A 23,154-nucleotide genomic window follows, 5' to 3' on the forward strand; every position below is an offset into this window, starting at 1 on the left:
GGGGAAAAGCTGGACATCGTTCAGCCATTCCCGGCACTGGAGGCACCCCATGCCCACACCCCGTTCACTCACCGGCCGGAGGCGATCCCGGTCGCTGTACCCCCTGCTGGCCTGCGGTCTCGTCGGCGGGCTCGCCGCCCCGGCCGCCTTCGCCACGCAGGCCGCAGGGGCCGGCGCGTCCGTCACGAAGCAGCAGCCGTCCGCTCCCCGCGCCACCTACGACGTGGAACAGTGGGTCAGCGTCAACGAGAAGATTCCGAACAGGACCTACAAGGACATCGGGCGCGTCGGCAACAAGGGCTACCAGACGAAGGACTCGCCCGCGCCGACCGGCAAGTGGCGCACGTACATCAGGGTGAACACCCATAACCTGCACCGGCACCCGAAGGTCAGCAGGGCCTGGCTCACCGTCACGAACACCTGGTCCCAGAGCTGCGCCCCCTACAATGTCGAGCTCTGGGACACGTATGGGATCACCGGCAACACGACCTGGAACACGCAGCCGAGGGGCCGCCTGTTCACCTGGACCACCCCCAGGACGTCCCCTTGCCGGAACCGCACCCTGACCTTCGACGTCACGTCGCTCGCCAAGGTCGCGCAGGATCGCCACTGGAGGAACATCACCTTCGGGCTGAGGTCGACGAACGAGACCAGCACGGACGCGTACAAGAACCTTGACGCGGCCCACGCCCGACTGCACGTGCAGCCGTAGCGCCCCCGGCACGCCCCCGCCGCCCCGGTGAGCGAACGACCCGCCGGGGCGGCCGCGCGTGCTCCGGCCGCTGATCCGCCGTCAGTGGTCATCGCCCGTTTTGATACCGGTGCCCGATCATCAATACGATCCGGCGATGATCACAAGAAAACGGCTGGCGGCCGGGGTGTGCGGGCTGCTCGCCACCTTGGCCGTGGGGCTGCTCCCCACCTCCGCCGCGGCGGCCGACGAACCGGACACGAAGAAGCCCTCCCCCAAGGTCGAGCTGGTGCTCGATGTCAGCGGGTCGATGCGGGCCCGCGACATCGACGGGCAGACCCGGATGGCGGCGGCAAAGCAGGCGTTCAACGAGGTGCTGGACGCGGTGCCGGGCGAGGTCCAGCTCGGTATCCGCACCCTCGGCGCGAACTACCCGGGGCCCGACCGGCAGACCGGGTGCAAGGACACCAAGCAGCTCTACCCGGTCGGGCCGCTCGACCGGACCGAGGCGAAGACGGCGGTGGCGACGCTCGCGCCCACCGGGTGGACGCCGATCGGCCCCGCGCTGCTGGGCGCGGCCGACGACCTCAAGGGCGGTGACGCGACCCGCCGGATCGTGCTGATCACGGACGGCGAGGACACCTGCGCCCCGCTCGACCCGTGCGAGGTGGCGCGGGAGATCGCCGCCAAGGGCATCCACCTGACCGTGGACACGCTCGGGCTGCTGCCGGACGCCAAGACCCGCAACCAGCTCAGCTGCATCGCGGAGGCCACCGGCGGCACCTACACCTCCGTCCAGCACACCAGTGAACTGCGGGACCGGGTGCACCAGTTGGTGGACCGGGCGGCCGATCCGGTGGTGAACCCGGTGGCGGTCCAGGGCGCCGACCAGTGCGCCAAGGCCCCGGTGCTCAAGCCGGGCCTGTACAGCGACCGGGAGAAGTTCGCCGAGCACCGCTGGTACCGGGTGGACCTGCGGCCCGGCCAGGAGCTGCGGGCGTCCGCGAGCATCGGCGCCGACCGCGCCGTCAACAACGACTACGGCATCCTGCTGCGCGCCTCGACCGTGCACGGCCGGGAGATCGTGCGCGGCTCGGAGGCGGGCGACGGGCGCACCGACGTGATCTCGTCGGGGCTGCGCTACCCGAAGGCGCCGCTGAAGAACGCGGAGGGTGCCGCAAAGAACGCGCCGGAGACGGTGTGCCTCCAGCTCAGCAACTCCTTCGCGGCGCCCGCCTCGGTGAAGACCGAGCCGGGTATGCCGGTGGAGCTGGCCATCGACGTGGTGGACGGTCCGTCCGACGCCTCGGACGCCGCCTCCTTCGGTCTGGGCCGCGGCTGGTGGTTCCTGGGCGCGCTGGTGCTGTTCGGCCTGGTGGCCGGTCTGCTGTGGGGCTGGCTGTCGCGCTGGCGTGTCGCCGTCTGGAGGACCAACTGATGCGTACGCGTAGGTTCATGACCGCCGCACTGCTGGCGGGTGTCGCACTCTTGGGTACGGCGGGTACGGCAGTGGCGGACAGCCCGTCGCCGTCCCCCAGCAGCAGCGGCAGCGGTGCCGGGCCGACCGAGGCGGGGACTTCGTTCCGTACCGCGACGCCGGTCCAGCCGGGGCAGCGTGCGACGGCCGGGGCGTCGACCGGCGACTACCTGTACTGGGTGGTGCCCGTGGACACCGGGCAGCGCGCGACGATGAAGGCGAAGGTGACGCTGCCCAAGGCGGCCCGGCACGGCGCCTCGACCTGGCAGATCGACGTGTACGACGGGCTGCGGCGGCGCCAGGCGTGCGTCTACGGCGCGCAGACCAGGGCGGCGGCAGCGGACGCGGCCTCGGTGGAGGTGTCCTGCACGCTGCGTACGGTCCGCTCGTGGGCGGAGCAGTCGTCCAACGATCCGCTGCCGGGCAGCTATTACGTACGCCTGACGGTCACCGGCCTGCCTCAGGACGACCTGGGCCTGCCCGTCAAGGCCGAGTTCGAGCCCTCCGTGGACGAGGCGGGCGGCGCGTACGCCGTGGACGGCAAGCTGTCCAAGCCGCTCGTGCCGGGCGTCGCCACCGCGGACCCGGAAGACGGGTCGAGCGCGTCACCGGCTCCGGCGGCGGGCAAGCGGTCCGCGGGCGCGCTGGAGCCGGAGGGCGGCTGGTCCTCGGGCCGGTGGTCCGACCGGTGGGTGTGGACGGCGGTGGGCGCCCTGCTGGCGGCGCTCGCCGGGATCTTCGGGTACTCGGTGACGCGGGGCTCCGGCCGCCCGTCGAGGGTGCCGCCGGGCGTCTGACGACGGTCCGGACATGCTGAGCGGGGCGGTGCGCGGAAAGGGTCCGCGCACCGCCCCGCTGCCGTACGAAGCGGCCCGCGCTCAGCCGGTGGTGCCGAGCAGCACCGCCCACTTCTCCAGGGCGGGTTCCTCCGACAGGTCGGCGACGGCGACCTCGATGCCGTGGTCGCGGTTCCAGCGGCCGGCCAGGGCCATCAGGCGTACCGAGTCGAGGCCGTAGTCGACGAGGTTCTCGTCGTCGGGGATGTCGGCGGGGTCCTCGCCGAGGACGTCGGCGACGTCCTTGCGCAGCTGTTCCAGCGTCAGTGCCATGGGGTCACTTTCCTTCGAAGACGGTGGCGGTGGTGGTGACCACGGCGCACTTGCCGGCCGCCCAGCGCAGCGCCATCGCGTGGTCCTCGGCCGAGAAGTCGGCCACCGCGTCGGCCACCAGGAACGCCTGGAGGTCGCGCATCCAGGCGTCGCAGGCGGTCATCATGACGCCGATGTGGGCGTAGACACCGGTGATCACGAGCTGGTCGCGGCCGAGGCCGCGCATCCGCTCCGCCAGGTCGGTGCGGACGAAGCCGCTGTACTTCCACTTGGTCAGCACGGTGTCGTCCGGGCCGGGGGCGACCGCGTCGGCGATGGCCGCCGCGTGCTCGTCGGCGGGCAGGCCCGGGCCCCAGAAGTCCTGTTGGAGGCCGCGTTCGGCGGGGGTCTGGCCGCCGGGCTGCGCGGTGTAGAGGACGGGGATGCCGAGCCGGGCGGCCTGCTCCTTGAGGGCGGCGACGTTGCGCAGCAGGTCCGTGACCGGCGACTCCTCGGTCCGGTACGCCGACAGGAAGTAGTTCTGCAGGTCGTGGACGAGCAGGACGGCGCGCGACGGGTCGGCTTTCCAGTCCACGCGGTTCGCGGGCAGGTCGCCGGCGGACGGCATGGGGTAGGGGGCGATGGCGGGCAGGGCCATGATGCGGTGCGGTCCCTTCAGGACGGTCGGTGCGGGTGCGGGGCGGTCAGGACGGTTCGGCGGTGCGGGTGGCGGCGGACCGGAGGTCCTTCTTGGAGATCTTGCCGACGCCGGTCTGCGGGAAGGCGTCCACGAACACGACGCGGTCGGGCACCTTGTAGGCGGCCAGGCCGCGGGTGCGGACGAACTTCTTGATCTCGACCGGCTTCACCGGTGCGGCGCCGTCCCGCAGGATCACATACGCGCAGGTGCGTTCGCCCAGGTACGGGTCGGGCTCGGCGACCACGTTGGCGTCGTGCACGGCGGGGTGGGCGAGCAGGTGGTTCTCGACCTCCTCGGCGGCGACCTTCTCGCCTCCGCGGTTGATCTGGTCCTTGGCGCGGCCCTCGACGACCAGGTGCCCGGTGGGGGTGAGCCGGACGACGTCGCCGGTGCGGTAGAAGCCGTCGGCGGTGAAGGAGCGGGCGTTGTGCTCGGGCGCCTTCCAGTAGCCGCGGATGGTGTACGGGCCGCGGGTGAGCAGATGGCCGGTCTCGCCGACGGGCAGGTCGTTGTCCTCGTCGTCCACGACGCGGATCTCGTCGTCCGGGGAGATGGGGCGGCCCTGGGTGGTGACGATGGTCTCCTCGGGGTCGTCCAGCCGGGTGTAGTTCACCAGGCCCTCGGCCATGCCGAAGACCTGCTGGAGGGTGCAGCCGAGGGTGGGCCGTACCCGCCGGGCGGCTTCCTCGCTGAACTTGGCGCCGCCGACGAGCAGGACGTCGAGGCTGCTCAGGTCGTACGGCGTGCCGGGCGCGGCCTCCGTCCAGACCAGGGCCAGCGGCGGAACGAGTCCGGTGAGGGTGACGCGTTCGCGCTCGATGAGCGGGAACGCCACGTCGGGGGTGGGCTGCGGGCACAGCACGACGCGGGCCCCCGCGTACAGTGCGCCGAGGGTGCCGGGCGAGGACAGCGGGAAGTTGTGGGCGGCGGGCAGCACGCACAGGTAGACGCTGTTCTCGTCGACGCCGCACAGTTCGTTGGAGCCCCACAGCGAGTAGATGTAGTCGTCGTGGGTGCGCGGGATGAGCTTGGGGACGCCGGTGCTGCCGCCGGAGAGCTGGAGGAACGCCAGGTCGTGGGGTGCCGGTTCGGCCCATGCCGGGCCGTCGGCGGGCGGGTCGGCCGGTACGTCGGCGAGGGCTTCGAAGGGGCCCGCGTCGCCGCCGGTGACGAGGACGTGCCGCAGGCCGGGGACCTGGTCCCGTACGGTCGCGGCCAGTTCGCGGTAGTCGAAGCCGCCGTGTTCGGCGGCGATGACGTAGGCGGCGGCGCCGGTGAACTCGCAGAAGTAGCGGATCTCGGTCTCGCGGTGGGCGGGCAGCGCGAAGACCGGCAGGGCACCGAGGCGGAAGAGGGCGAAGACGACCTCGAAGAACTCGGCGACGTTGGGGAGCTGGACGACGACCCGGTCGCCGCGCACGATGCCGCGCGCGTGGAGTCCGGCGGCCAGCCGGGTGGCACGGCGGTCCAGTTCGCCGTACGTCCAGCGGCGGCCCTCGCCGGCCGGGTCGACGACGGCGATACGGTCGGGGTGGGCGGCGGCCCGCTCGCGCAGCATCCCGGAGAACGTCTCGCCGCGCCACCAGCCCGCGGCGCGGTAGCGCTCGGCGAACTCCTCGGGCCAGGTGGGGGCGTGCGAACGGGCGTAGGCGTACTGATCGGTCACAGCTCGGCTCCGACGGCGCTGAGGAAGGTACGGAACTTGGCGCCGGTCTCGGCGGTCTCGGCGGCCGGCTCGGAGGCGGCGACGACGCCCGCGCCCGCGTACAGGCGAAGGGAGCGCTCCTCGGCCTCGGCGCAGCGGATGGTCACCACCCATTCGCCGTCGCCGGACGCGTCGCCCCAGCCCACCATGCCGGTGAAGAAGCCGCGGTCGAACGGTTCGGTGTCGGTGATCACCTGGCGGGCGGTGTCGGTGGGGGTGCCGCAGACGGCGGGGGTGGGGTGCAGGGCGCAGGCCAGTTCCAGCGCGGAGGTGTCCGGGGCGGCGAGGGTGCCGGTGACGGTGGTGGACAGGTGCCACATGGTGGCGGTGCGCAGCAGGGTGGGCCGGGCGGGGACGGTCAGGTCGGTGCAGTACGGGGCGAGGGCGCGGTGCACCGCGTCCACGACGACGGCGTGTTCGTGCAGGTCCTTGGCGGATTCCAGGAGCGCCGCGGCGCGGCGCACGTCCTCGGCCAGGTCGTCGCTGCGCGGGGTGGAGCCGGCCAGGGGGTTGGCGACGACGCGGTCGCCGCGGCGCGAGACCAGCAGTTCGGGGCTGGCGCCGAGGAGGGTGCGGCCGGGGGCGGTGGGCAGCGCGAAGGTGTAGCCGGAGGGGTCGCGGCGGGCCAGGCGCTGGAGCATGGCGGGGATGTCGAGCGGGTCGGGGGTGGTGAGTTCGAGGGTGCGGGCCAGGACGACCTTGCTGAACTCGCCGCGCCACATGCGTTCCACCGCGGCGGCCACGCCGGCGCCGTACACCTCGGGCTCCGGTACGGGTCTGATGTCCCACGCGGCCGCGGCGGGCGGGTCGGCGGGCAGCGCGATCAGCGGGTCGGCGGTGAGCGGCGGCGCGGTCCGTACGCTGCCGGGCACGGTGAGCGCCGCGGGCGCGCTCTGGTCGAAGGGCACCGCGCCGACGACGAACGGCGCGCCGTGGCCGTCGGCCCGTGCGGCGTCGAGGGTGGCGGCGACCCGCTGCGGCAGGGGGCGTTCGTCGTGCGGGACCTCGCTGTGGGTGCCCTGCCCGAGGAGGGTGCGGGTGGGCGTGCCGAGGAAGCGGGCGCCGGGGGTGTAGGCGTCCAGGAGAGCGGTGGCGGCTCCGACGGCCGGGTGGGCCGGCTCGGCAAGGGGGACGTGCGTGGCGACTTCGGGTGCCGTCGGCACGGGGGCTCCAATTCTCGGAAGGTCGCGGGGATTTCCGGGGTGGCTGGTACGGGTGGGGACGCGGAGGGTGCGCGGTGCGGTTGCCGGGGTGGCGGGCCGCTCCCGGCGGGCGGTGGTGCCGGGGTGCGGCGCGGGTCACCGGAGGGTGGCGCCGCCGTCGACGTACAGCTCCTGCATGGTGATGTGCCGGGCCCGGTCGGAGGCGAGGAAGACGACCGCGTCGGCGATGTCGGACGGGTCGGCGATCCGGCCGAGCGGGATGCCGGTGCGGTACGTCTGCGGGTCCCCGGCGATCACGCGGCGGGGCGCGTCGTCGTCGGTCCACAGCGCGCGTTGCATGGCGGTGTCGGTGGAGCCGGGCGCGACGATGTTGCAGCGCACGCCGCTGCGGGCGAGTTCGAGCCCCAGGCACTTGGTGTACATGGCCGCGGCGGCCTTGGAGGCAGCATAGGCGGCCATTCCGGTACGGGGCACGCCGGCGGCGTTGGAGCCGACGGTCACGATGCTCCCGGAGCCGCGTTCGACCATGTGCGGGGCGACGGCGGAGGCCGTGTGGAAGACGCCGGTGGTGTTCACGGCGAAGGTGTCGGCCCAGTCGGTTTCCGAGAGTTCGGCGGCGGGGCCGGGGCGCAGGATGCCGGCGACGTTCACCAGGACGGCGATCGGGCCGAGTTCGCGTTCGACGCGCTGGACGGTGGCGTCGACCGCGGCGCGGTCGGTGACGTCCATAGCCTCGGCGGTGACGGCCCCCGCGGTGCCGCTTCCGGGCGACGGGGCCGCGGGTGCGGTGCGGTCGGTGGCCACGACGTGGGCGCCGTGCTGCGCCAGCGCCGCGGCGACCGCGGCACCGATGCCCTGCCCGGCGCCGGTCACCAGCGCGATGCGCCCGGTGAACTCGGCGCGGCCGTCCGGTATGTGCTCAGGCATGAGCAACCTCCCCTTTTGTTAGGCAAGCCTAACCTAATATAGGACAGGCGCCCAGCCACTCCCCCATTCCGCACGCACGCAGGAGAAACGGTTAGGCTAGCCTCACCTTATGCAAAAGCAGCGCACGGGTATAGCCGCACCGCCCCCCGAACACGAGGCCGCGGGCGGCGCGTTGCCGGTGGCGGTGGCGCAAAAGGGCACTCCCGTATCCGCGGATGACCCGGACTTTGCCCTCGCGGCACCCGCGGCCGGTCCCCAGGGGCACAGCGGGGGCACCGCGCGCCGGACCGTGGTGCTCGCCGTGGCGGGCTTCGCCGCCGCCGTCCTCGCCCTGGCCGCCGTGTCCCTGTGCGTCGGCGCCGGCGAGGTCGGCGCGAGCGGCGTGCTGAACTACCTGCTGGACCGCGGCGGCGCGCGCAGCGACCCGCGGCTGGCCCTGGTCGTCGGCGACCTGCGGCTGCCCCGTACGCTCACCGCGCTGCTCGTCGGCGGCGCGCTCGGCGTCGCCGGGTGCCTCCTCCAGGCCGTCACCCGCAATCCGCTCGCCGAGACCGGCCTGCTCGGCGTCAACGCCGGGGCCTCGCTCGGTGTCGTCGCGGGCATCGCGCTGCTGGGCCTGGACTCCGGCTACGCGTACCTGGTGTGCGCGTTCGCGGGCGCGGTGGTCGCCAGCGGCCTGGTGCTGCTCATCGCGGGCCGACGGGGCGGCGGGTCGCCGATGCGGCTGGTGCTGGCCGGGTCCGCGCTGGGCGCCACGTTCGGCGGGCTCACCAGTGTGATCGTGGTCAATTCGGCGGAGACCTACGACCGGTTCCGGTTCTGGGTGCTCGGGTCGCTGGCCGGGGTCGAGGGCTTCGGCGAACTCGGGCGGCTCGCGCCCGTACTGGGCGTCGGTTTCCTGGTGGCGCTGCTGGTCGCCCGGCCGCTGTCCGCCCTCGCGCTCGGCGACGACCTGGCCCGCAGCCTGGGCCACCGGCCGCCGGTCATCCGTACCGTCGTCGCGGTCGGCGTGACGCTGCTGACCGCGGCGGCGGTGGCGCTGGCCGGTCCGATCTCCTTCCTCGGGCTGCTCGCGGGCTTCCTGGCGCGGGCCGTCGCCGGGACCCGGCTCGCCGCCCGGCTGCTGCTGGCCGGGCTGATCGGCGCGGCCGTCCTGATGCTGGCGGACGTGGTGGCCCGGGTGGTCTCCCGCCCGTTCGAGGCGCCCGTCTCCGTGATCGTGGCGCTGATCGGCGCGCCCGTCCTCATCGGGATCGTCCGCTCGCGGCAGCTCGCCTCGATGGGCATGACCGAACCGGCCGCCGAGGAGCGCGCGTCCGGCAAGGCGGGGCCGGGCGTGCTGCGCACACTGCGCGGACGTCTGCCCCGTCGGACGCCGAAGTCCGGCCGGGTGCGCCCCGCCGACACGTTCGTGCTGCGCCGCGGCCCGCTCTCCTTCCTCGTCGCCCGGCGCGCCACGCTCGCGGCGGTGCTGCTGGCGGCGGCGCTTTTGGTGGCGGTGGTGCTGTCCGCGTACGCCGGGCAGAGCGACATGGGCGTGACCCGCACCTTCCAGGCGATCTTCGGTCAGGGCGACCGGTTCGACGTGCTGCTGGTGCAGAAGTTCCGGCTCGGCCGGATCGTGGCCGGGCTGGCCGCGGGCGCCGCGCTGGGCCTGGCCGGCTGCCTGACGCAGACGCTGGCCCGCAACCGCCTCGCCACCCCCGAACTCCTCGGCGTCAACGACGGTGCCACCGCCGCCGTCCTGCTGTCCGTCACGCTCAGCGCGACCGGCACCTTCGGCGCCTGGTGGGCCGGTCCGCTGGGCGCGCTGGCCGCGGCCGTCGTGGTCACGCTCGTCTCCGGCGGCCTCGGGCAGCGCGGCTACCGCGTCCTGGTGGTGGGCCTGGCGATGTCCGCGCTGGCCTCCGCCGCCACGCAGGTCGCCCTCTCCCGGCGCTCGCTCAGCTCGGCGAGTTCGCTGTACGTGTGGACCTCGGGCAGCCTCAACGGGCGCAGCTACGCCGTCGCCGTACCCGTCCTGATCGGCCTGGCCGTCCTGGTGCCGCTGAGTCTGGCGGTCGCCCGGCACCTGGGCGTGCTGCGCTTCGACGACGCCACGGCCTCGTCACTGGGCGCCGCGCCGGCCCGTACCCGCGCCGTGTGCCTGCTGCTGGCGGTGGCCCTGGCGGGCCTGGCCGTCGGCATCTGCGGGCCGGTCGGCTTCGTGGCGCTGGCCTCGCCGGTCATCGCGTCGCGGATGGCGGGGCCGCTGCGGGTGCCGCTGGTCGGCACGATGCTGACGGGCGCGGTCCTGGTGGTGGCGGCCGACACGGTCGGGCGGATCGCGTTCTCCGGTACGGAGGTGCCGGTGGGCGTGGTGACGACGGTGCTCGGCGGGCCCTTCCTGCTGTGGGTGCTGCTGGGCCGCTCGGCGGCGACGCGTGTCTGACGCGATGTCTTCTCCTGACGCACCCGATGAGAGGGGTACGGAAGTGACCGCTGTCCGGAGTCCGCTGCTGCGCGGCCTCGCCGAGGACGTACGGGCCGGGCGGCCCGGCGCCGAGGAGGAATTCTGGCGCCGCGCCGAGGCGGCCGGGACGCCGCTGGTGGAGCCGGACCCGGACGGCGATCTGGACCACGTCCTGGTCACGTTCGTGTGGCGGGACGATCCGGCCCGCCCGGCCACCGACGTACTGGCGCTCCTGCACACCGTCACCGACCGCGACCGGCACGCGGGCGACCTGACGCCGCATCTGATGACCCGTGTCGACGGTACCTCGGTGTGGGCCATCAGCCACCGGCTGCGGTCCGACCACCGCGCCTCGTACCAGTTCCGCCCCGGCACGGGAGCGCGCGAGGAGATCCTGCGCACGGACCGGCAGGCGTGGCTGAAGGTGCTGGACAGTGCCGTACCCGACCCGCTGAACACCGCGCCCGTTCTGCCGTCGCGGGACGGCCGCAACCCCGCCTCGGTCGTGGCGCTGCCGGGCGCGCCCGCGCAGCCGTGCACCGGGCGCAGGCCCGGCGCGGCACGCGGCACCTCCGTACGCGCCGAGGTGGACGGCCGGCACGTCACCGTCCACCTGCCGCCCGGCCACCGCGCCGACGGCGGCCCGTACGCGGTCGCGGTGCTGCTGGACGGCGAGATGTGGGGCCCGGTCCTGGGCGCCGGTGACCTGCTGGACAACCTCCACGCCGATTCCGCCGTGCCGCCGACCGTCGCGCTGCTCGTGGACACGATGGGGCGGCGGATGGAGGACCTCAGCTGCAACGGTGCGTTCGTCGACTGGCTGGCGGACACGCTGCTGCCGTGGGCGGCCGAAGCGTACGGGGCGGGGCTGCGCCCGGAACGCACCGTCATCGCGGGGCAGAGCGCGGGCGGCCTGACCGCGGCATACGCGGCCTTCCGGCGGCCGGACCGGTTCGGGCTGGTCCTCTCGCAGTCCGGCTCCTTCTGGTGGCCGGACGACGCGGAACGCGGCGCCGAGTGGCTGACCCGCCAGTACGCCACGGCCGAACGCCGCCCGGTCCGCCTGCGCCTGGAGGTCGGCCTCCAGGAGTGGATGCTCCTCGCGGAGAACCGCCGCCTGCGCAATGTGCTGCGGGCACGCGGTTACGACGTGGCGTATGAGGAGTTCAACGGCGGGCACGATTACGCGTGCTGGCGTGGGGGGCTGGCTACGGGGCTGGGGGCGTTGCTGTCCAGCCGCTGAGCGCAGAACGGCGCCCCGGACCCGAGTCGGGTCCGGGGCGCCGTCGTTTCTCCCACGACGGGGTCAGCCGGCGGCCGGAGCCTCCGCCCCCTCCCCCGCTTCCTCGTCCTCGAACGGCGGCGGCTGCGGTGGGGCCTTCGGCAGCCGCAGGGCGGCCAGTGCGCCGACGGCGACCAGTGCGGCCGTCACCCACACCGCGGCCCGGTACGGGCCGGGGCCGGTGGCGGCCGTGCCGTGGCCGCCGATCACCCCGGCGCAGACGGCGATGCCCAGCGCGCCGCCGAGGGTGCGCAGGATTTGGAAGAGGCCCATCGCCCGGCCCATGTCGGGCGGGGCGATGTCCTCGAACCCGGCGAGCTGGACGGTGAGCACCGCCGTGCCGAGCACCAGGCCGATGGCGAACATCAGGCCCCGTACGAGCCAGGCGTTGCCCGCCGCGCCCGGTACGGCGAGGGCCGCGAAGACCGCGGCGGCGAGCAGCAGGGCGGGCGCCGCGAGCCGCCGTGGTCCGATGCGCGGCAGCAGCCGGTCGACGACCTGGGAGGCGAGCATCAGGCCGACCGCCTCCGGGAAGACGCTCAGTCCCGCGTCGAGGGCCGAGGCGCCCAGCGCGGCCTGGTAGAGCAGCGGGAAGACGAACAGTACGCCCATCAGGCCGGCGGCGGTGAGCACGGCGAGTGTGGAGGCCGTACCGTACGCCCGTCCGGCGAGCAGCCGCAGCTTCAGCAGGGGCTCTGGCGTACGGAGCTGGTGGACGACGGCGGCGGCCGGCAGCAGCACGCCGAGGACTGCGCTGACCGCGACGGCGGGCTGCGTCCAGCCCTGCGAGGGGCCGAACCCGAGCGCGTACGTGAGCAGTCCGAGCCCCGGGGTGGCGAGCCAGAACCCGGCCCGGTCGAACGGCCCCGGCGCGCCCTCGACGTGCTCGCGCAGCCCGATGACGCCCAGCAGGACGGCGGCGGCACCGATCGGCACGTTCACGAAGAACAGCCAGTGCCAGGACAGGTGCTGCGTCAGGAAGCCGCCCAGCGGCGGCCCGAGGGCGGGCATCAGGGCGGTCGGGACGATCAGGACCTTGGACAGCTTGGCCCGTTCGTGCGGCGGGAACGCGCGGAACAGCAGGGTCATGCCGACCGGGGTGAGCAGCCCGCCCGCCAGGCCCTGCACCGCCCGCGCCACGACGAGCGCGGGCAGGTCGGGGGCCAGGCCGCAGGCGGCCGAGGCGGTGGTGAAGACGGCGAGCCCGCCGAGGAAGACCCGCTTGGTGCCATAGCGGTCGCCGAGCCAGCCGGCCACTGGCAGGGCCAGCGCGAGGGCGACGAGGAAGGCGGTCTCGACGGTGTTGGCCGCCGGGACCGGGCGGCCGAAGTCGCCCGCGATGGTGTAGAGGGCGGGGTTGACGATGGTCGAGTCGAGGCCGTTCATGCACATGGCGGCCGTGTAGACGAGGACGACGGCGGTCTTCGGGGACAGCCGGGACGGCCGGGTCCGGGTCGGTGCGGTGGTCACCGGGTCACCCCTCCAGCTCGGTGAGGCGGTCGGCGACCACGCGCGCGATGTGCGCGATCGGCTCGGGCAGGGTCATGTCCTTGTGCGAGCAGGCGATGTCGGTGTTGTCGATGCGGCCGGTGACGTACGGGGTCCACGTCTCGGGGGTGAGGGTGTCGTCGATGGTGTCGACAGTGGCCCGGAAGAAGAGCACGTCGCCGCGGAAGACACGGTGGTCGTAGGCCCGTACGAGGTGGTTGGTGTTGAGGTAGATGTCTCCGAGCGCCTTGATCGTGTCCGTGGACAACGCGGACAGCGGACTGCCCTCGCGTTGCAGTACGTCCACCACGTTGGCGGTGGTCAGCGGCTTGCCCTCCAGGCTGTCCGGCCCGTAACCGCCCATGGTGAGCAGCGATTCGAGCGCTTCGGCCTCGTCCGGTACGGGCAGGTCGCGGAAGCCCTCGGCCGGGTAGGCGTCGAGGATGGCGAGGAGTTCGACCTCGTGGCCCTCCTCCTGGAGGTGGGTGGCCATGGCGTGCGCGATGATGCCGCCGGTGGACCAGCCGAGCAGCCGGTACGGGCCCTCGGGCTGCACCTCGCGGATGCGCGCGGCGTAATGGGCAGCCAGCTCCTCCAGGGTCGCGGGCAGCGGTTCGTCCGCGGTGGCGTCGCCGACACCCTGCGCCTGGAGGCCGTAGATCGGCACGTCGGGCGGCAGGTGGCGGATGAGCCCGGCGTAGCACCAGCTCAGGCCGCCGGCCGGGTGGACGCAGTGGACGGGGGCGCGCCCGCCCTCCGCGCTTTGGCCGACGGGACGCAGCGGCAACAGTACGTCGAGCGGGTCGTCATGGCGTACGGCGTCCAGGGCCGCGTCGAGGGCCGCGACGGTCGGCGACTGGAAGACCGTACCGATCGACACCTCCGTGCCCAGCACGGCCTTGACCCGGTCGGCGAGCCGCACCGCGAGCAGCGAGTGGCCGCCGAGGTCGAAGAAGTTGTCCTCGACGCCGACCCGGTCCAGGCCCAGCACCTCGGCGAAGACCGAGCAGAGCTGTTCCTCGCGCGGGGTGCGGGGCGGGCGCCCGGTGGCGGCGGGCCGGTCGGGGGCGGGCAGCGCCTTACGGTCGAGCTTGCCGTTGTTGGTGAGCGGCAGCCGGTCGAGCAGGACGACGGCGGACGGGACCATGTGGGCGGGGAGTTCGGCGGCGGCGTGGTCGCGCAGCGCGGCGGGGTCGGGGGCCTGGCCCGCGGCGGGGACGGCGTAGCCGACGAGCCGCTTGTCACCGGGGGTGTCCTCCCGTACGACGACGGCCGTGTCGGCGACGGCGGGGTGCGCGGCGAGCACCGCCTCGATCTCGCCCGGCTCGATGCGGAAGCCGCGCAGCTTGACCTGCTGGTCGGCGCGGCCGAAGTACTCCAGGGCGCCGTCGGTACGGCGCCGGGCGAGGTCGCCGGAGCGGTACATACGGCTGCCGTGCTCGCCGAAGAGGTGGGCGTACGGGTCGGCGACGAAGCGGGTGGCGGTCAGGTCCTCGCGGCCCAGGTAGCCGCGGGCCAGGCCCTCGCCCGCGACGTACATCTCGCCGGTGACGCCCGGCGGTACGGGCTGGAGCCGGTCGTCCAGGACGTAGACGCGCAGGTCGGGGATGTTGACGCCGATGGTGCTGGACGTGGCGCCCGCGGCGGTGGCGCGGTCGAGCGGGAAGTAGGAGACGTGCACGGTGGTCTCGGTGATGCCGTACATGTTCACCAGAACCGGCGCGTCGTCGGCGTGCCGCGCGTACCAGTCGTCCAGCCGCCCGAGCTCCAGCGCCTCACCGCCGAATACCACGTACCGCAGCGCCAGTTCGGCGCCGTCGCTCTCCCGGTCGGCGGCGGCCAGCTGGTAAAAGGCGGACGGGGTCTGGTTGAGGACGGTGACCTGTTCGGCGGCGAGCAGTTGCCGGAAGGCGTGCGGGTCGCGGCTGGTCAGGTGGGGTACGACGACGAGCTTGCCGCCGTACAGGAGCGCGCCCCACAGTTCCCACACGGAGAAGTCGAAGGCGTAGGAGTGGAAGAGCGTCCAGACGTCGTCGGGGCCGAAGCCGAACCAGTGGTCGGTGGCGGCGAACAGCCGGGTGACGTTGTGGTGGGTGACGACGACGCCCTTGGGGCGGCCGGTGGAGCCGGAGGTGTAGATGACGTACGCGGCGTCGTCGGGGCGCAGCGGCCTGGTGCGGTCGGCGTCGGTGAGCGGGCCCTCCGGGTACGGCGCCGCCGCGTCGCCGTCCACGGTGATCAGCGGCAGGGTGTGGCCGGGCAGGCGGGGCGCGGTCGCGGTGTCGGTGATCAGGGCGGCCGGGCGGGCGTCGTCCAGCATGTAGGCGAGGCGGTCGGCCGGGTAGTCCGGGTCGAGCGGCAGATAGGCGGCTCCGGCGAGGGAGACCGCGAGCAGGCCGGTGACCAGGTCGACGGAGCGCGGCAGCGCGAGCGCGACGATCGAACCGGGGCCGATGCCGCGGGCGGCGAGCAGCCGGGCCAGGCGCTGGGCGCGGGCGGAGAGTTCCGCGTAGGTGAGGGACTGCCCGGCGCAGCTGACGGCGGTGCGGCCGGGGTGGCTGCGGGCGACGGCCTCGTAGACGTCGGGGAGGGCGGTGGCGGGGCGTACGGCGAGAGGCTCGGCGGGCGTGTTCCACTCGACGAGGGCGCGGCGCCGCTCCTCGTCACCGAGCAGCGGCAGCAGTCCGAGGGGCGTGTCCGGGGTGTCGGCGGCGGCCGTGAGCAGCCGGGTCAGCCGGTCGGCGAGGGCCTGCACGGTGGCGCGGTCGAAGAGGTCGGTACGGAACTCGAAGAAGCCGCCGATGCCGCCGCCGGGCTGCTCGCCCGCGTTCAGGGTGAGGTCGAACTTGGCCGTACCGGAGGGCACCGCGGTCATCCGGGCGGTGGTCTGCGGGCCCAGCGCGAACGCGGCGTCCGGCACGGACTGCCAGGCCAGCATCACCTGGAACAAGGGGTGCCGGGCGAGCGAGCGCCGCGGGTTCAGCTCCTCTACGAGGTGGTCGAAGGGCAGCGTGTCGTGCTCATACGCGGCGAGGGTGGCGGACCGCACCCGCTCCAGGAGCGTACGGAAGGCGGGGTCGCCCGAGGTGTCGGTGCGCAGCACGACCGTGTTGGTGAAGAAGCCGACGAGGGCGGCGGTGCTGTCGTCGGCGCGGCCGGCGACGGGGGTGCCGAGGGGGATGTCGGTGCCGCAGCCGTGCCGGGTGAGCAGGGCGGCGAGGCCGGCCTGCACGGTCATGAAGACGCTGGTGCCGGTGGACCGGGCGAGACGCTGGAGCGCGGCGTGCGCCGCCGCGTCGAGGGTGAAGGGGACGGTGTCGCCGGCGTGCGAGGCGACCGCGGGGCGCGGCCGGTCGGTGGGCAGGTCGAGCTGGTCGGGCAGCCCGGCGAGGGCCTGCTTCCAGTGCGCGAGCTGGGCGGCGGCGAGCGGGGTGGGGTCGGCGGGCGTGCCGAGGAGCTGCTGCTGGTGGGCCGCGTGGTCGGCGTACTGGAAGGGCAGCGGCGCGAACTCCGGTGCCCGGCCCGCGTGCCGGGCACTGTAGGCGGCGGCGAGGTCGCGGGCGAGGGGCGTGGTGGACGCGCCGTCGCCGGCTATGTGATGCAGGAGGAGGAGCAGGGTGTGGCGGTCCGGGCCGTCGCTGAACAGCGTGGCGCGCAGCGGGGGTTCGGTGGCCAGGTCGAAGCAGTGGCGTACGGCGGCGGCGAGACCGGCGCCGGGCTTGGCGTCGGGCTCGTCGCCGGGCTTGGCGTCGGGCTCGTCGCCGGGCTTGGCGTCGGGCTCGTCGCCGGGCTTTGCGCCGGGCTCGTCACCGGGCTCGGCGAAGTGCAGCTCCGGCTGGGCCAGTGGGTGGTCCACGGGGAGAATCCGCTGGTAGGGGCGCTCCTCACCCCCGTTGTCAGTGGTCGGATATACCGTTCTCAGTGTCTCGTGGCGAGCCGTCAGGTCGCCCAGGGCGAGCCGCAGAGCGCCGCGGTCGACGGGTCCGTCGATGCGCAGCACGAGCGGGATGTTGTAGGTGGGGCTGGGGCCTTCGAGCCGGTGGAGGAACCAGAGCCGCTGCTGAGCGGGCGAGAGGGGGAGGTGTCCGGTGCGAGGGACGACAGGCGTGGACGGGGGCGCGGACGGTGCGCCGTCGCCGTCCGCCGACGGGGCGGAGTGGACGAGCGCGGCGAGCGCGGCGGCCGTGGGATGGCGGAAGACGTCCGCGGTGCTCAAGGGCGCGTGGAACACCTCCCGCATACGCGCGGCCAGCCGGGCGGCCAGCAGCGAGTGACCGCCCAGGTCGAAGAACCCGGCGTCCGCCGGGGGGCTCGTGTCCAGCGAGAGGAGGTCGGCCAGGAGGCCGCGGATGATGTCGGTGTGCGGGTCGCCGGGGACGGTGCCCGTAGCGTCGGAGCCTGAACCGGCGCCGCCGGTTCCGCCGTCACCGGCGCCGGGGACGCCCGGCGCGGGGTCCGGCAGGGCGCGGTGGTCCAGCTTGTCGTTGGCGGTACGGGGCAGTTCGGCGAGCAGCGTCACCGTGGCCGGGACCATGTGCGCGGGAAGCGCGGCGGCGAGGTGCGCGCGCAGAGTGGCGGAGGTGGGGAGGGGTGGGGCGGGGGTGGGGGTGGGGGCCCCGGGGGAAGGAACAGCGGAGGCATCGCCGCCCCCGGCCGAGCTGTCAGGCCCAACCGAGCCGCGTGGCCCAGCCGAGCCCTCACCAGCCCCCCGCAGCACCGCATAAGCCTGCAGTCGCTTGCCCTGAGGGGTGTCGCGGGCGATTACCGCGGCCTGGGCCACGGACGGGTGGCGGGCCAGGACGGCTTGGATCTCGCCGAGTTCGATGCGGAAGCCGCGGATCTTGACCTGGTCGTCGGTGCGGCCCAGGAATTCGACGGTGCCGTCCGTCCGGCGCCGCACCAGGTCCCCGGTGCGGTACATCCGGCCGCCCGGCTCGCCGTGCAGCGCGCCGTACGGGTCCGCCACGAAGCGTTCGGCGCTCAGGTCCGGCCGCCCGAGGTAGCCGCGGGCCAGGCAGGCGCCCGCCACGTACAGTTCGCCGGTGACGCCGTCCGGCGTGGGGCGCAGGCAGGAGTCGAGGACGTAGACCCGGGAGCCGCGCACCGGCCGCCCCTCGGGGGCCTGCCCGATGCTGCCGCCCACGGCCCCGGACCCGGTCTCGGCCCCGATCCCGATCCCGGCCCCGGCCTCGGCCCCAGCCCCGGACCCGATCTCAGGCGCCGTCCAGTAATACGCGTCGACCGTCGTCTCCGTAGGCCCGTAGAGGTTGACCGCGTGCAGTGCCTCGGTCGCGGTCAGCCGCTCCCACAGCGGTGCGGGTACGGCCTCGCCGCCGACGACGAGTACGGCCGGGTGGTGCCGGCCGTCGTCCAGCAGTCCTTCGGCCAGCAGGGCTTCGGCGTAGGAGGGAGTGACGTCGAGGTAGTCGATGCGGTGCTCGGCCACGTACCGGGCGAGGGCTGCGGGGTCGCGGTACGACACGTCGTCCAGCAGGTGCAGTTCGTGCCCGTGCACCATCCACAGCACCGGGTCCCAGGACGCGTCGAAGGCGAACGACGCGCTGTGTGCGACGCGCAGCCGTTCCCGGCCGGTGCGGGCGACGGCGGGCGCGATGTGGTCGCGGCCGTGCCCGGCGTACAGGTTGGCGAGCGAGGCGTGGCCGACCACGACGCCCTTGGGGCGGCCGGTCGAACCGGAGGTGTGGATGACGTACGCGGCCTGGCCGGGCGCGGGCGGTGTGGCGGGCGCGTCGGCGGGCTGCGCGGCGAGCGAGGCGGCGGTGCCGGGGTCGTCCAGCGCGACGACGGGCAGGCCGTGTGCCGGGAGTCCGGCGAGCGTCGCGGCCGTACCGATCACACAGACGGGGCGGGCGTCTTCGAGCACGGCCAGCGTCCGGGCCGCCGGGTGCCCGAGGTCGAGCGGCTGGCAGACGCCGCCCGCCTTCAGGACCGCGAGCAGCGCCGCCATCATGTCGGTGCCGCGCGGCAGCGCGAGGGCGACGGGCCGTTCCGGTCCGGCGCCCAGCCCGGTCAGCAGGTGGGCCAGCCGGTTGGCGGCGGCGTCCAGTTCGGCGAAGGTCAGCGCGGTGTCACCGGTGCGGACGGCCACCGCCCGCGGGGTGCGGGCGGCCTGTTCGGCGAAGTACTCGGGGAGGGTGCGGGCAGCGGGCGCCTCGGTGCGCCCGTCCGTGACGCGGCGTATCGCGGCCGGGTCCAGCAGGTCGACGGTGCCGACGGGGCGGTCCGGGTCGGTCAGCAGCAGTTCGGTGAGCCCGTCGAGGTAGCGCAGGAACGATTCCTGGTGTCCGGCGAGTTCGGCGGGCGCGTACCGGCCCGTGTGGGCGTCTAGGCTGATGCGCAGTCCGCCGTCGGCGTCCGGCGCCGCGGTGACGGCGAGGTCCTCGACCGGCCCGGCGGCGAGGTTGTGGACGGTGCCGGGCAGCCCCGCGAAGTCCAGGCCGGCGTCGAACGGCTTGATGTTGACCATGGGTCCGGTCAGCGGTGTACCGGCGGAGGAGAGTGCGAGGTCGCGGCGGATGTCGGCCTGCGGGTAGCGCTGGTGGCGGCGGACGGCGCGGATTTCGAGGACGACGCGGCGCAGCAGTGCGGCGCCGGTGTCCTGGGGGCGTACGGCGATGCGCAGCGGCAGTACGTTGACGGTCATGGCCGGGGTGCGCAGCGCGGCGGGGCCGCGCCGGTTGGTCAGCGGCAGGCCGAGCACGATGTCCTCGGCGCCGGTGACGCGGTGCAGGTGGCCCGCGGTCGCGGCGACGACGAGTTCCGCCCAGGTGGCCTTGGCCGCTTCGGCGGCCCGGGTGAGCCGGTCCAGGGCCGCGGCGGGCAGGCCGGTACGGGCGCGCAGTACGTCGCCCGCGCCGATGGCGTCGGCGAGCGAGGCCGCGCCGGTGCCGGCACCGGCTCCCCGCGGACCTGCCCCACCCTCGGCGGACCCGGCGCCAGTGGCACCCCCGGCGCCCCCTCCCGCGAGCGTCACCGGCTCCGGCCGCCCCGCCATCCGCCCGGCCCAGAACTCCCGGTCGATCGTGTACTGCTCGCTGTCCAGGTACCGCCGCTCGTCCTCGACCAGGTCGCGCAGCGGCGCGAACCGGGTGGCCGCGGGCTCCAGTCCGGCGGCGAGGGCGGTGTAGACCTCGGCGAGCCGCTGCCCGACGAGCTGGAGGGCGTACGCGTCGACCGCGATGTGGTGGACGCGCTGGTACCACCAGTACCGGTCGTCGGCGACGCGGAACAGCGCCTGCGTCATGAGCTGTCCGGCCTCGCCCGGGTCGGCGGCGCGGGTGAGGTCGGCGTGCATCCAGTCGCGTGCCGCTTCCTCGGCGGGCCGGTGCCCGCCGCGCAGGTCGGCGCGGTGCAGCAGCCGGTCCGGGGCGGGCGGCGCGAGGTGCTGCGCGGGGATGCCGTCCGTCTCGCGTACGCATACGCGCAGCGTCTCGGCCTCGGTGACGGTGCGCAGCAGGGCGCGCTCGAACAGCGCCTCGTCCAGCGGTCCCTGGATCTCCACCACGTCCGCGGTGTTCAGGGCCGGGCTCTTGGGATCGATTTGACTCGCGTAATGAATGCCGGCCTGCGCGGTGAGCAGGGGGAAGTCCTCGGGCCCCGCGGACCCGGGAACGCCCGGCGAGGGGGTGCCGGGGCGCGGCGTCGCCGCGGGGGCTGCCTGGTCGAGCGGACGCTGATGCATGTGTGTGACAACTCCCGGGGAGAAATCCGACCTTCGCGCACCGGCCGGGACAGCCCGCGCGCAAACTTAGGGAAGCCTAAGTTATTTTTTACTCTTCCGTGGTGCCGCCGACCGCTGCGGGCACCGGCCACCGAGCCCGAAGAGGAGACGATGACGTCCACCACCACCCCCGCCCCCGGGTCCGCCGTACTGCCCGCCGCCGTCAAGGACGCCGTGCGGCAGCACATCGCGGACCGGCGCGGCACCCTGCTGGACCTCAGCCGCCGTATCCACGGCTGTCCGGAGACGGCCTTCACCGAGCACCGCGCCGCGGCCTGGTGCGCGGAGCTGCTGCGCGAGCACGGTTTCGCCGTGACCGCGCCCGCCCACGGCCTGGACACCGCGTTCGTGGCCACCGCCGGGACCGGCCCGGTCACGGTGGCGATCGCCTGCGAGTACGACGCGCTGCCGGACCTCGGCCACGCCTGCGGCCACAACCTGATCGCGGCGGCCGGTGTCGGCGCGGCGCTGGGCCTGGCCCCGTTCGCGGCGGAACTGGGCCTGACCGTGCGGGTCGTGGGCACGCCTGCCGAGGAGCGCGGCGCGGGCAAGGCGCTGCTTCTGGAGGCCGGGGCGTTCGACGGGGTGGACGCGGCGATGATGGTGCACCCGTGTCCGTTCGAGATGTCCGACTTCCGGTCGTTCGCGCTGGGCACGCTGTCCGTCACGTACACCGGCCGCACCGCCCACCCCAGCCTCAACCCGCACGAGGGCCGCAACGCGGCCGACGCTCTGACGGTCGCGCAGGTCGCCCTGGGCCTGCTGCGCCAGCAGTTGCCGCCGCAGTGGCGGGTGCACGGCGTCACGACGTCGGCGGGCTCGGCGCCCAACGCGATACCGGACCGCGCGACGGCCGAGTACGAGATCCGCGCCGAGGCCGCCGAGGACCTGCGCGAGCTGCGGGAGCGGGTGGAGGCGTGCTTCCGGGCCGGGGCGCTGGCGACCGGCTGCGAGGTGACGCTGGAGCGCCCGGAGCCCGACTACCTGGACTTCCGCGGCGACCCCGGGCTGATCGCCCTGTGGGAGGCGAACGCGCGCGCCCTGGGCCGGCCGGAGCCGGTCGTGCGCGGGCCCTTCGCCTGTACGGACATGGGCAACGTGTCGCACGCGGTCCCCTCGATCCATCCCGTACTGGACATCAGCGGGGGCGCCTGCGGGCCGCACGAGCCGGAGTTCGCCGAGGCGGCGGTGTCGCCGGCGGCCGAACAGGCACTGCTGGACGGCGCGGTGGGCCTGGCCTGGACGGCCGCGGACTTCGCGTACGGCAGGAACGGCGGAAGCGGCGGCGCGGCCGGGGCGTGACGGAGCGCCGGTGGCACCCGGGGGTGCCACCGGCGTCCGGACGGCCGTACGGGCCGCCGCGGCTCAGGACTTGGACAGCGCCTTGCTGATGTCGTTCATGACGACATCGCTGGCGAGCGGGCCGCCGCGGGTGGACCAGACGGAACCGTCGACGGTCGCCACGTGGTTCTTCCGGACCGCGCCCAGCTCCTTGTAGGCGGGCTTGGTCTGCACGTCCTTCAGGGCCTTCTCGCCGTCGGAGGTCAGCGTGGACAGGAACAGCCAGTCGCCGTCGATCTCGTTGATCTTCTCCAGGCTGAGCGACGGGGTGTGCGCGTTGCCGTCCTTGTTCTGGTTGGCGGGCCGCTTCAGACCCATCTCCAGGGCGACGCCGCTGGCGAACTGCTTGCGCTCCATCCAGCTCGGCCCGTCCTGGTTCCAGCGGACGATGGAGACGGCGGCGCCCTTGTTGGCGCCCAGCTTCTCACCCGCCGCCTTGGCGGCCGCCTCGTGGTCGGCGATGACCTTGTTGGCGTCGTTCAGCTTGTTGACGGCGTTTCCGATACCGCGGAAGGAGATCTTCCAGTCGTCGGTGGGCGCCATGGTGACCAGGGTGGCGGGGGTGATCTCGCGCAGCTGCTTGAGTACCTGCTCGTCCTGCATGTCACCGGCGAGGATCAGGTCGGGCTTGGCCGCGATGACCTTGTCCATGACCGGCTTGAGCAGGCCGCCGACGACGTCGATGCCCTTGACCTTGTCGGCCAGGTAGGCGGGCGGCTTGTCCAGGCCCTGCCCGTTGGTGATGCCGACCGGCTTGATCTTCAGCGCCAGCACCGCGTCCAGGTCTTCCTGGGTCAGCGTGACGATCCGCTGCGGGTGGGCGGGCACCTGGACGACCTTGCCGGTGGCGTCCTTGACCGTACGGGTCTCGCCGGACGCCGCGTCCTTGCCGCCCTTGTCCTTGGAGTCCGCGCCGGCGTCCGATCCGCAGCCGGTGAGCAGCAGCGTCGCGGCCCCGAGGGCGGCGACGGCCGCGGCGGCACGGCGCCGGGTGGTCAGAAGTGAGCGGCGGGACACGGTCATCGAGGACTCCGGGTTCAATGGGACACGAGGTGCGGACGGCATACGGGTGGCCGCCGGAAGCAGCCACAACGTGGCC

The 23,154-nt window shown here is 74.1% G+C and carries 14 protein-coding genes; 6 read left to right on the top strand and 8 right to left on the bottom strand.

The window, feature by feature from the left end:
• Positions 1–49: 49 nt before the first annotated feature.
• The 3 genes from CP984_RS09315 (at position 50) to CP984_RS09325 (ending at position 2,965) form a co-directional block, all read left to right on the top strand.
• Positions 50–712 carry a DNRLRE domain-containing protein gene (locus CP984_RS09315; RefSeq protein WP_003986382.1) on the top strand — a complete coding sequence of 221 codons (663 nt, stop codon included), beginning with the start codon at positions 50–52 and terminating at the stop codon, positions 710–712.
• Positions 713–848: 136 nt separating this feature from the next.
• Positions 849–2,129, top strand: coding sequence for a VWA domain-containing protein (locus tag CP984_RS09320; RefSeq protein ID WP_030183498.1), 1,281 nt, complete (start codon positions 849–851; stop codon positions 2,127–2,129).
• The gene (locus CP984_RS09325; RefSeq protein ID WP_003986384.1) at positions 2,129–2,965 is read left to right on the top strand and encodes a hypothetical protein; all 837 of its coding nucleotides are present in this window, start codon (positions 2,129–2,131) and stop codon (positions 2,963–2,965) included. Before CP984_RS09320 ends, CP984_RS09325 begins: the two co-directional genes overlap by 1 nt.
• Positions 2,966–3,046: 81 nt before the next feature.
• On the opposite strand, the gene CP984_RS09330 is transcribed toward CP984_RS09325, so the two are convergent.
• The 5 genes from CP984_RS09330 to CP984_RS09350 form a co-directional block, all read right to left on the bottom strand.
• The gene (locus CP984_RS09330; RefSeq protein WP_003986385.1) at positions 3,047–3,277 is read right to left on the bottom strand and encodes a phosphopantetheine-binding protein; all 231 of its coding nucleotides are present in this window, start codon (positions 3,275–3,277) and stop codon (positions 3,047–3,049) included.
• A gap of 4 nt (positions 3,278–3,281) precedes the next feature.
• On the bottom strand, positions 3,282–3,914 hold the full coding sequence (locus CP984_RS09335) for an isochorismatase family protein (protein WP_003986386.1): 633 nt from the start codon (positions 3,912–3,914) through the stop codon (positions 3,282–3,284).
• Positions 3,915–3,960: 46 nt separating this feature from the next.
• Positions 3,961–5,622: a (2,3-dihydroxybenzoyl)adenylate synthase gene (locus CP984_RS09340; protein ID WP_003986388.1), complete on the bottom strand. Its 1,662-nt coding sequence runs from the start codon at positions 5,620–5,622 to the stop codon at positions 3,961–3,963.
• Positions 5,619–6,824: an isochorismate synthase DhbC gene (dhbC, locus tag CP984_RS09345; RefSeq protein ID WP_030183496.1), complete on the bottom strand. Its 1,206-nt coding sequence runs from the start codon at positions 6,822–6,824 to the stop codon at positions 5,619–5,621. The genes CP984_RS09340 and dhbC overlap by 4 nt, the downstream gene beginning before the upstream one ends.
• A gap of 135 nt (positions 6,825–6,959) precedes the next feature.
• A complete protein-coding gene (locus CP984_RS09350; RefSeq protein WP_003986218.1) occupies positions 6,960–7,751 on the bottom strand; it encodes a 2,3-dihydro-2,3-dihydroxybenzoate dehydrogenase in 792 nt (263 codons plus the stop codon).
• Between the two features lie 109 nt (positions 7,752–7,860).
• Here CP984_RS09350 and fhuB point away from each other — a divergent pair, with 109 nt between their 5' ends.
• Both fhuB and fes read left to right on the top strand, forming a co-directional pair.
• Positions 7,861–10,182, top strand: a complete 2,322-nt coding sequence (gene fhuB, locus CP984_RS09355) for a Fe(3+)-hydroxamate ABC transporter permease FhuB (protein ID WP_030183494.1) — start codon at positions 7,861–7,863, stop codon at positions 10,180–10,182.
• 4 nt (positions 10,183–10,186) lie between these two features.
• Entirely contained in the window at positions 10,187–11,446 is a 1,260-nt protein-coding gene (fes, locus tag CP984_RS09360; protein ID WP_043979947.1) for an enterochelin esterase, read from the top strand.
• A 63-nt stretch (positions 11,447–11,509) separates the two neighbouring features.
• Here the strand turns inward: fes and CP984_RS09365 are convergent, their stop codons facing one another.
• A complete protein-coding gene (locus CP984_RS09365; protein ID WP_003986221.1) occupies positions 11,510–12,955 on the bottom strand; it encodes a DHA2 family efflux MFS transporter permease subunit in 1,446 nt (481 codons plus the stop codon).
• Positions 12,956–12,959: 4 nt separating this feature from the next.
• On the bottom strand, positions 12,960–20,675 hold the full coding sequence (locus tag CP984_RS09370; RefSeq protein WP_078958606.1) for an amino acid adenylation domain-containing protein: 7,716 nt from the start codon (positions 20,673–20,675) through the stop codon (positions 12,960–12,962).
• A 150-nt stretch (positions 20,676–20,825) separates the two neighbouring features.
• Between CP984_RS09370 and CP984_RS09375 the strand changes: the two genes are divergently transcribed.
• Complete coding sequence (locus CP984_RS09375; protein ID WP_003985375.1) at positions 20,826–22,016, top strand: M20 family metallopeptidase; 1,191 nt, start codon at positions 20,826–20,828, stop codon at positions 22,014–22,016.
• Between the two features lie 63 nt (positions 22,017–22,079).
• Here CP984_RS09375 and CP984_RS09380 read toward each other — a convergent pair whose 3' ends face one another.
• Positions 22,080–23,078 (bottom strand): ABC transporter substrate-binding protein, encoded by a 999-nt coding sequence (locus tag CP984_RS09380; RefSeq protein ID WP_003985374.1) that lies wholly within the window; start codon positions 23,076–23,078, stop codon positions 22,080–22,082.
• Positions 23,079–23,154: the final 76 nt, after the last annotated feature.

The sequence above is a fragment of the Streptomyces rimosus genome (assembly GCF_008704655.1).
GTDB lineage: Bacteria > Actinomycetota > Actinomycetes > Streptomycetales > Streptomycetaceae > Streptomyces > Streptomyces rimosus.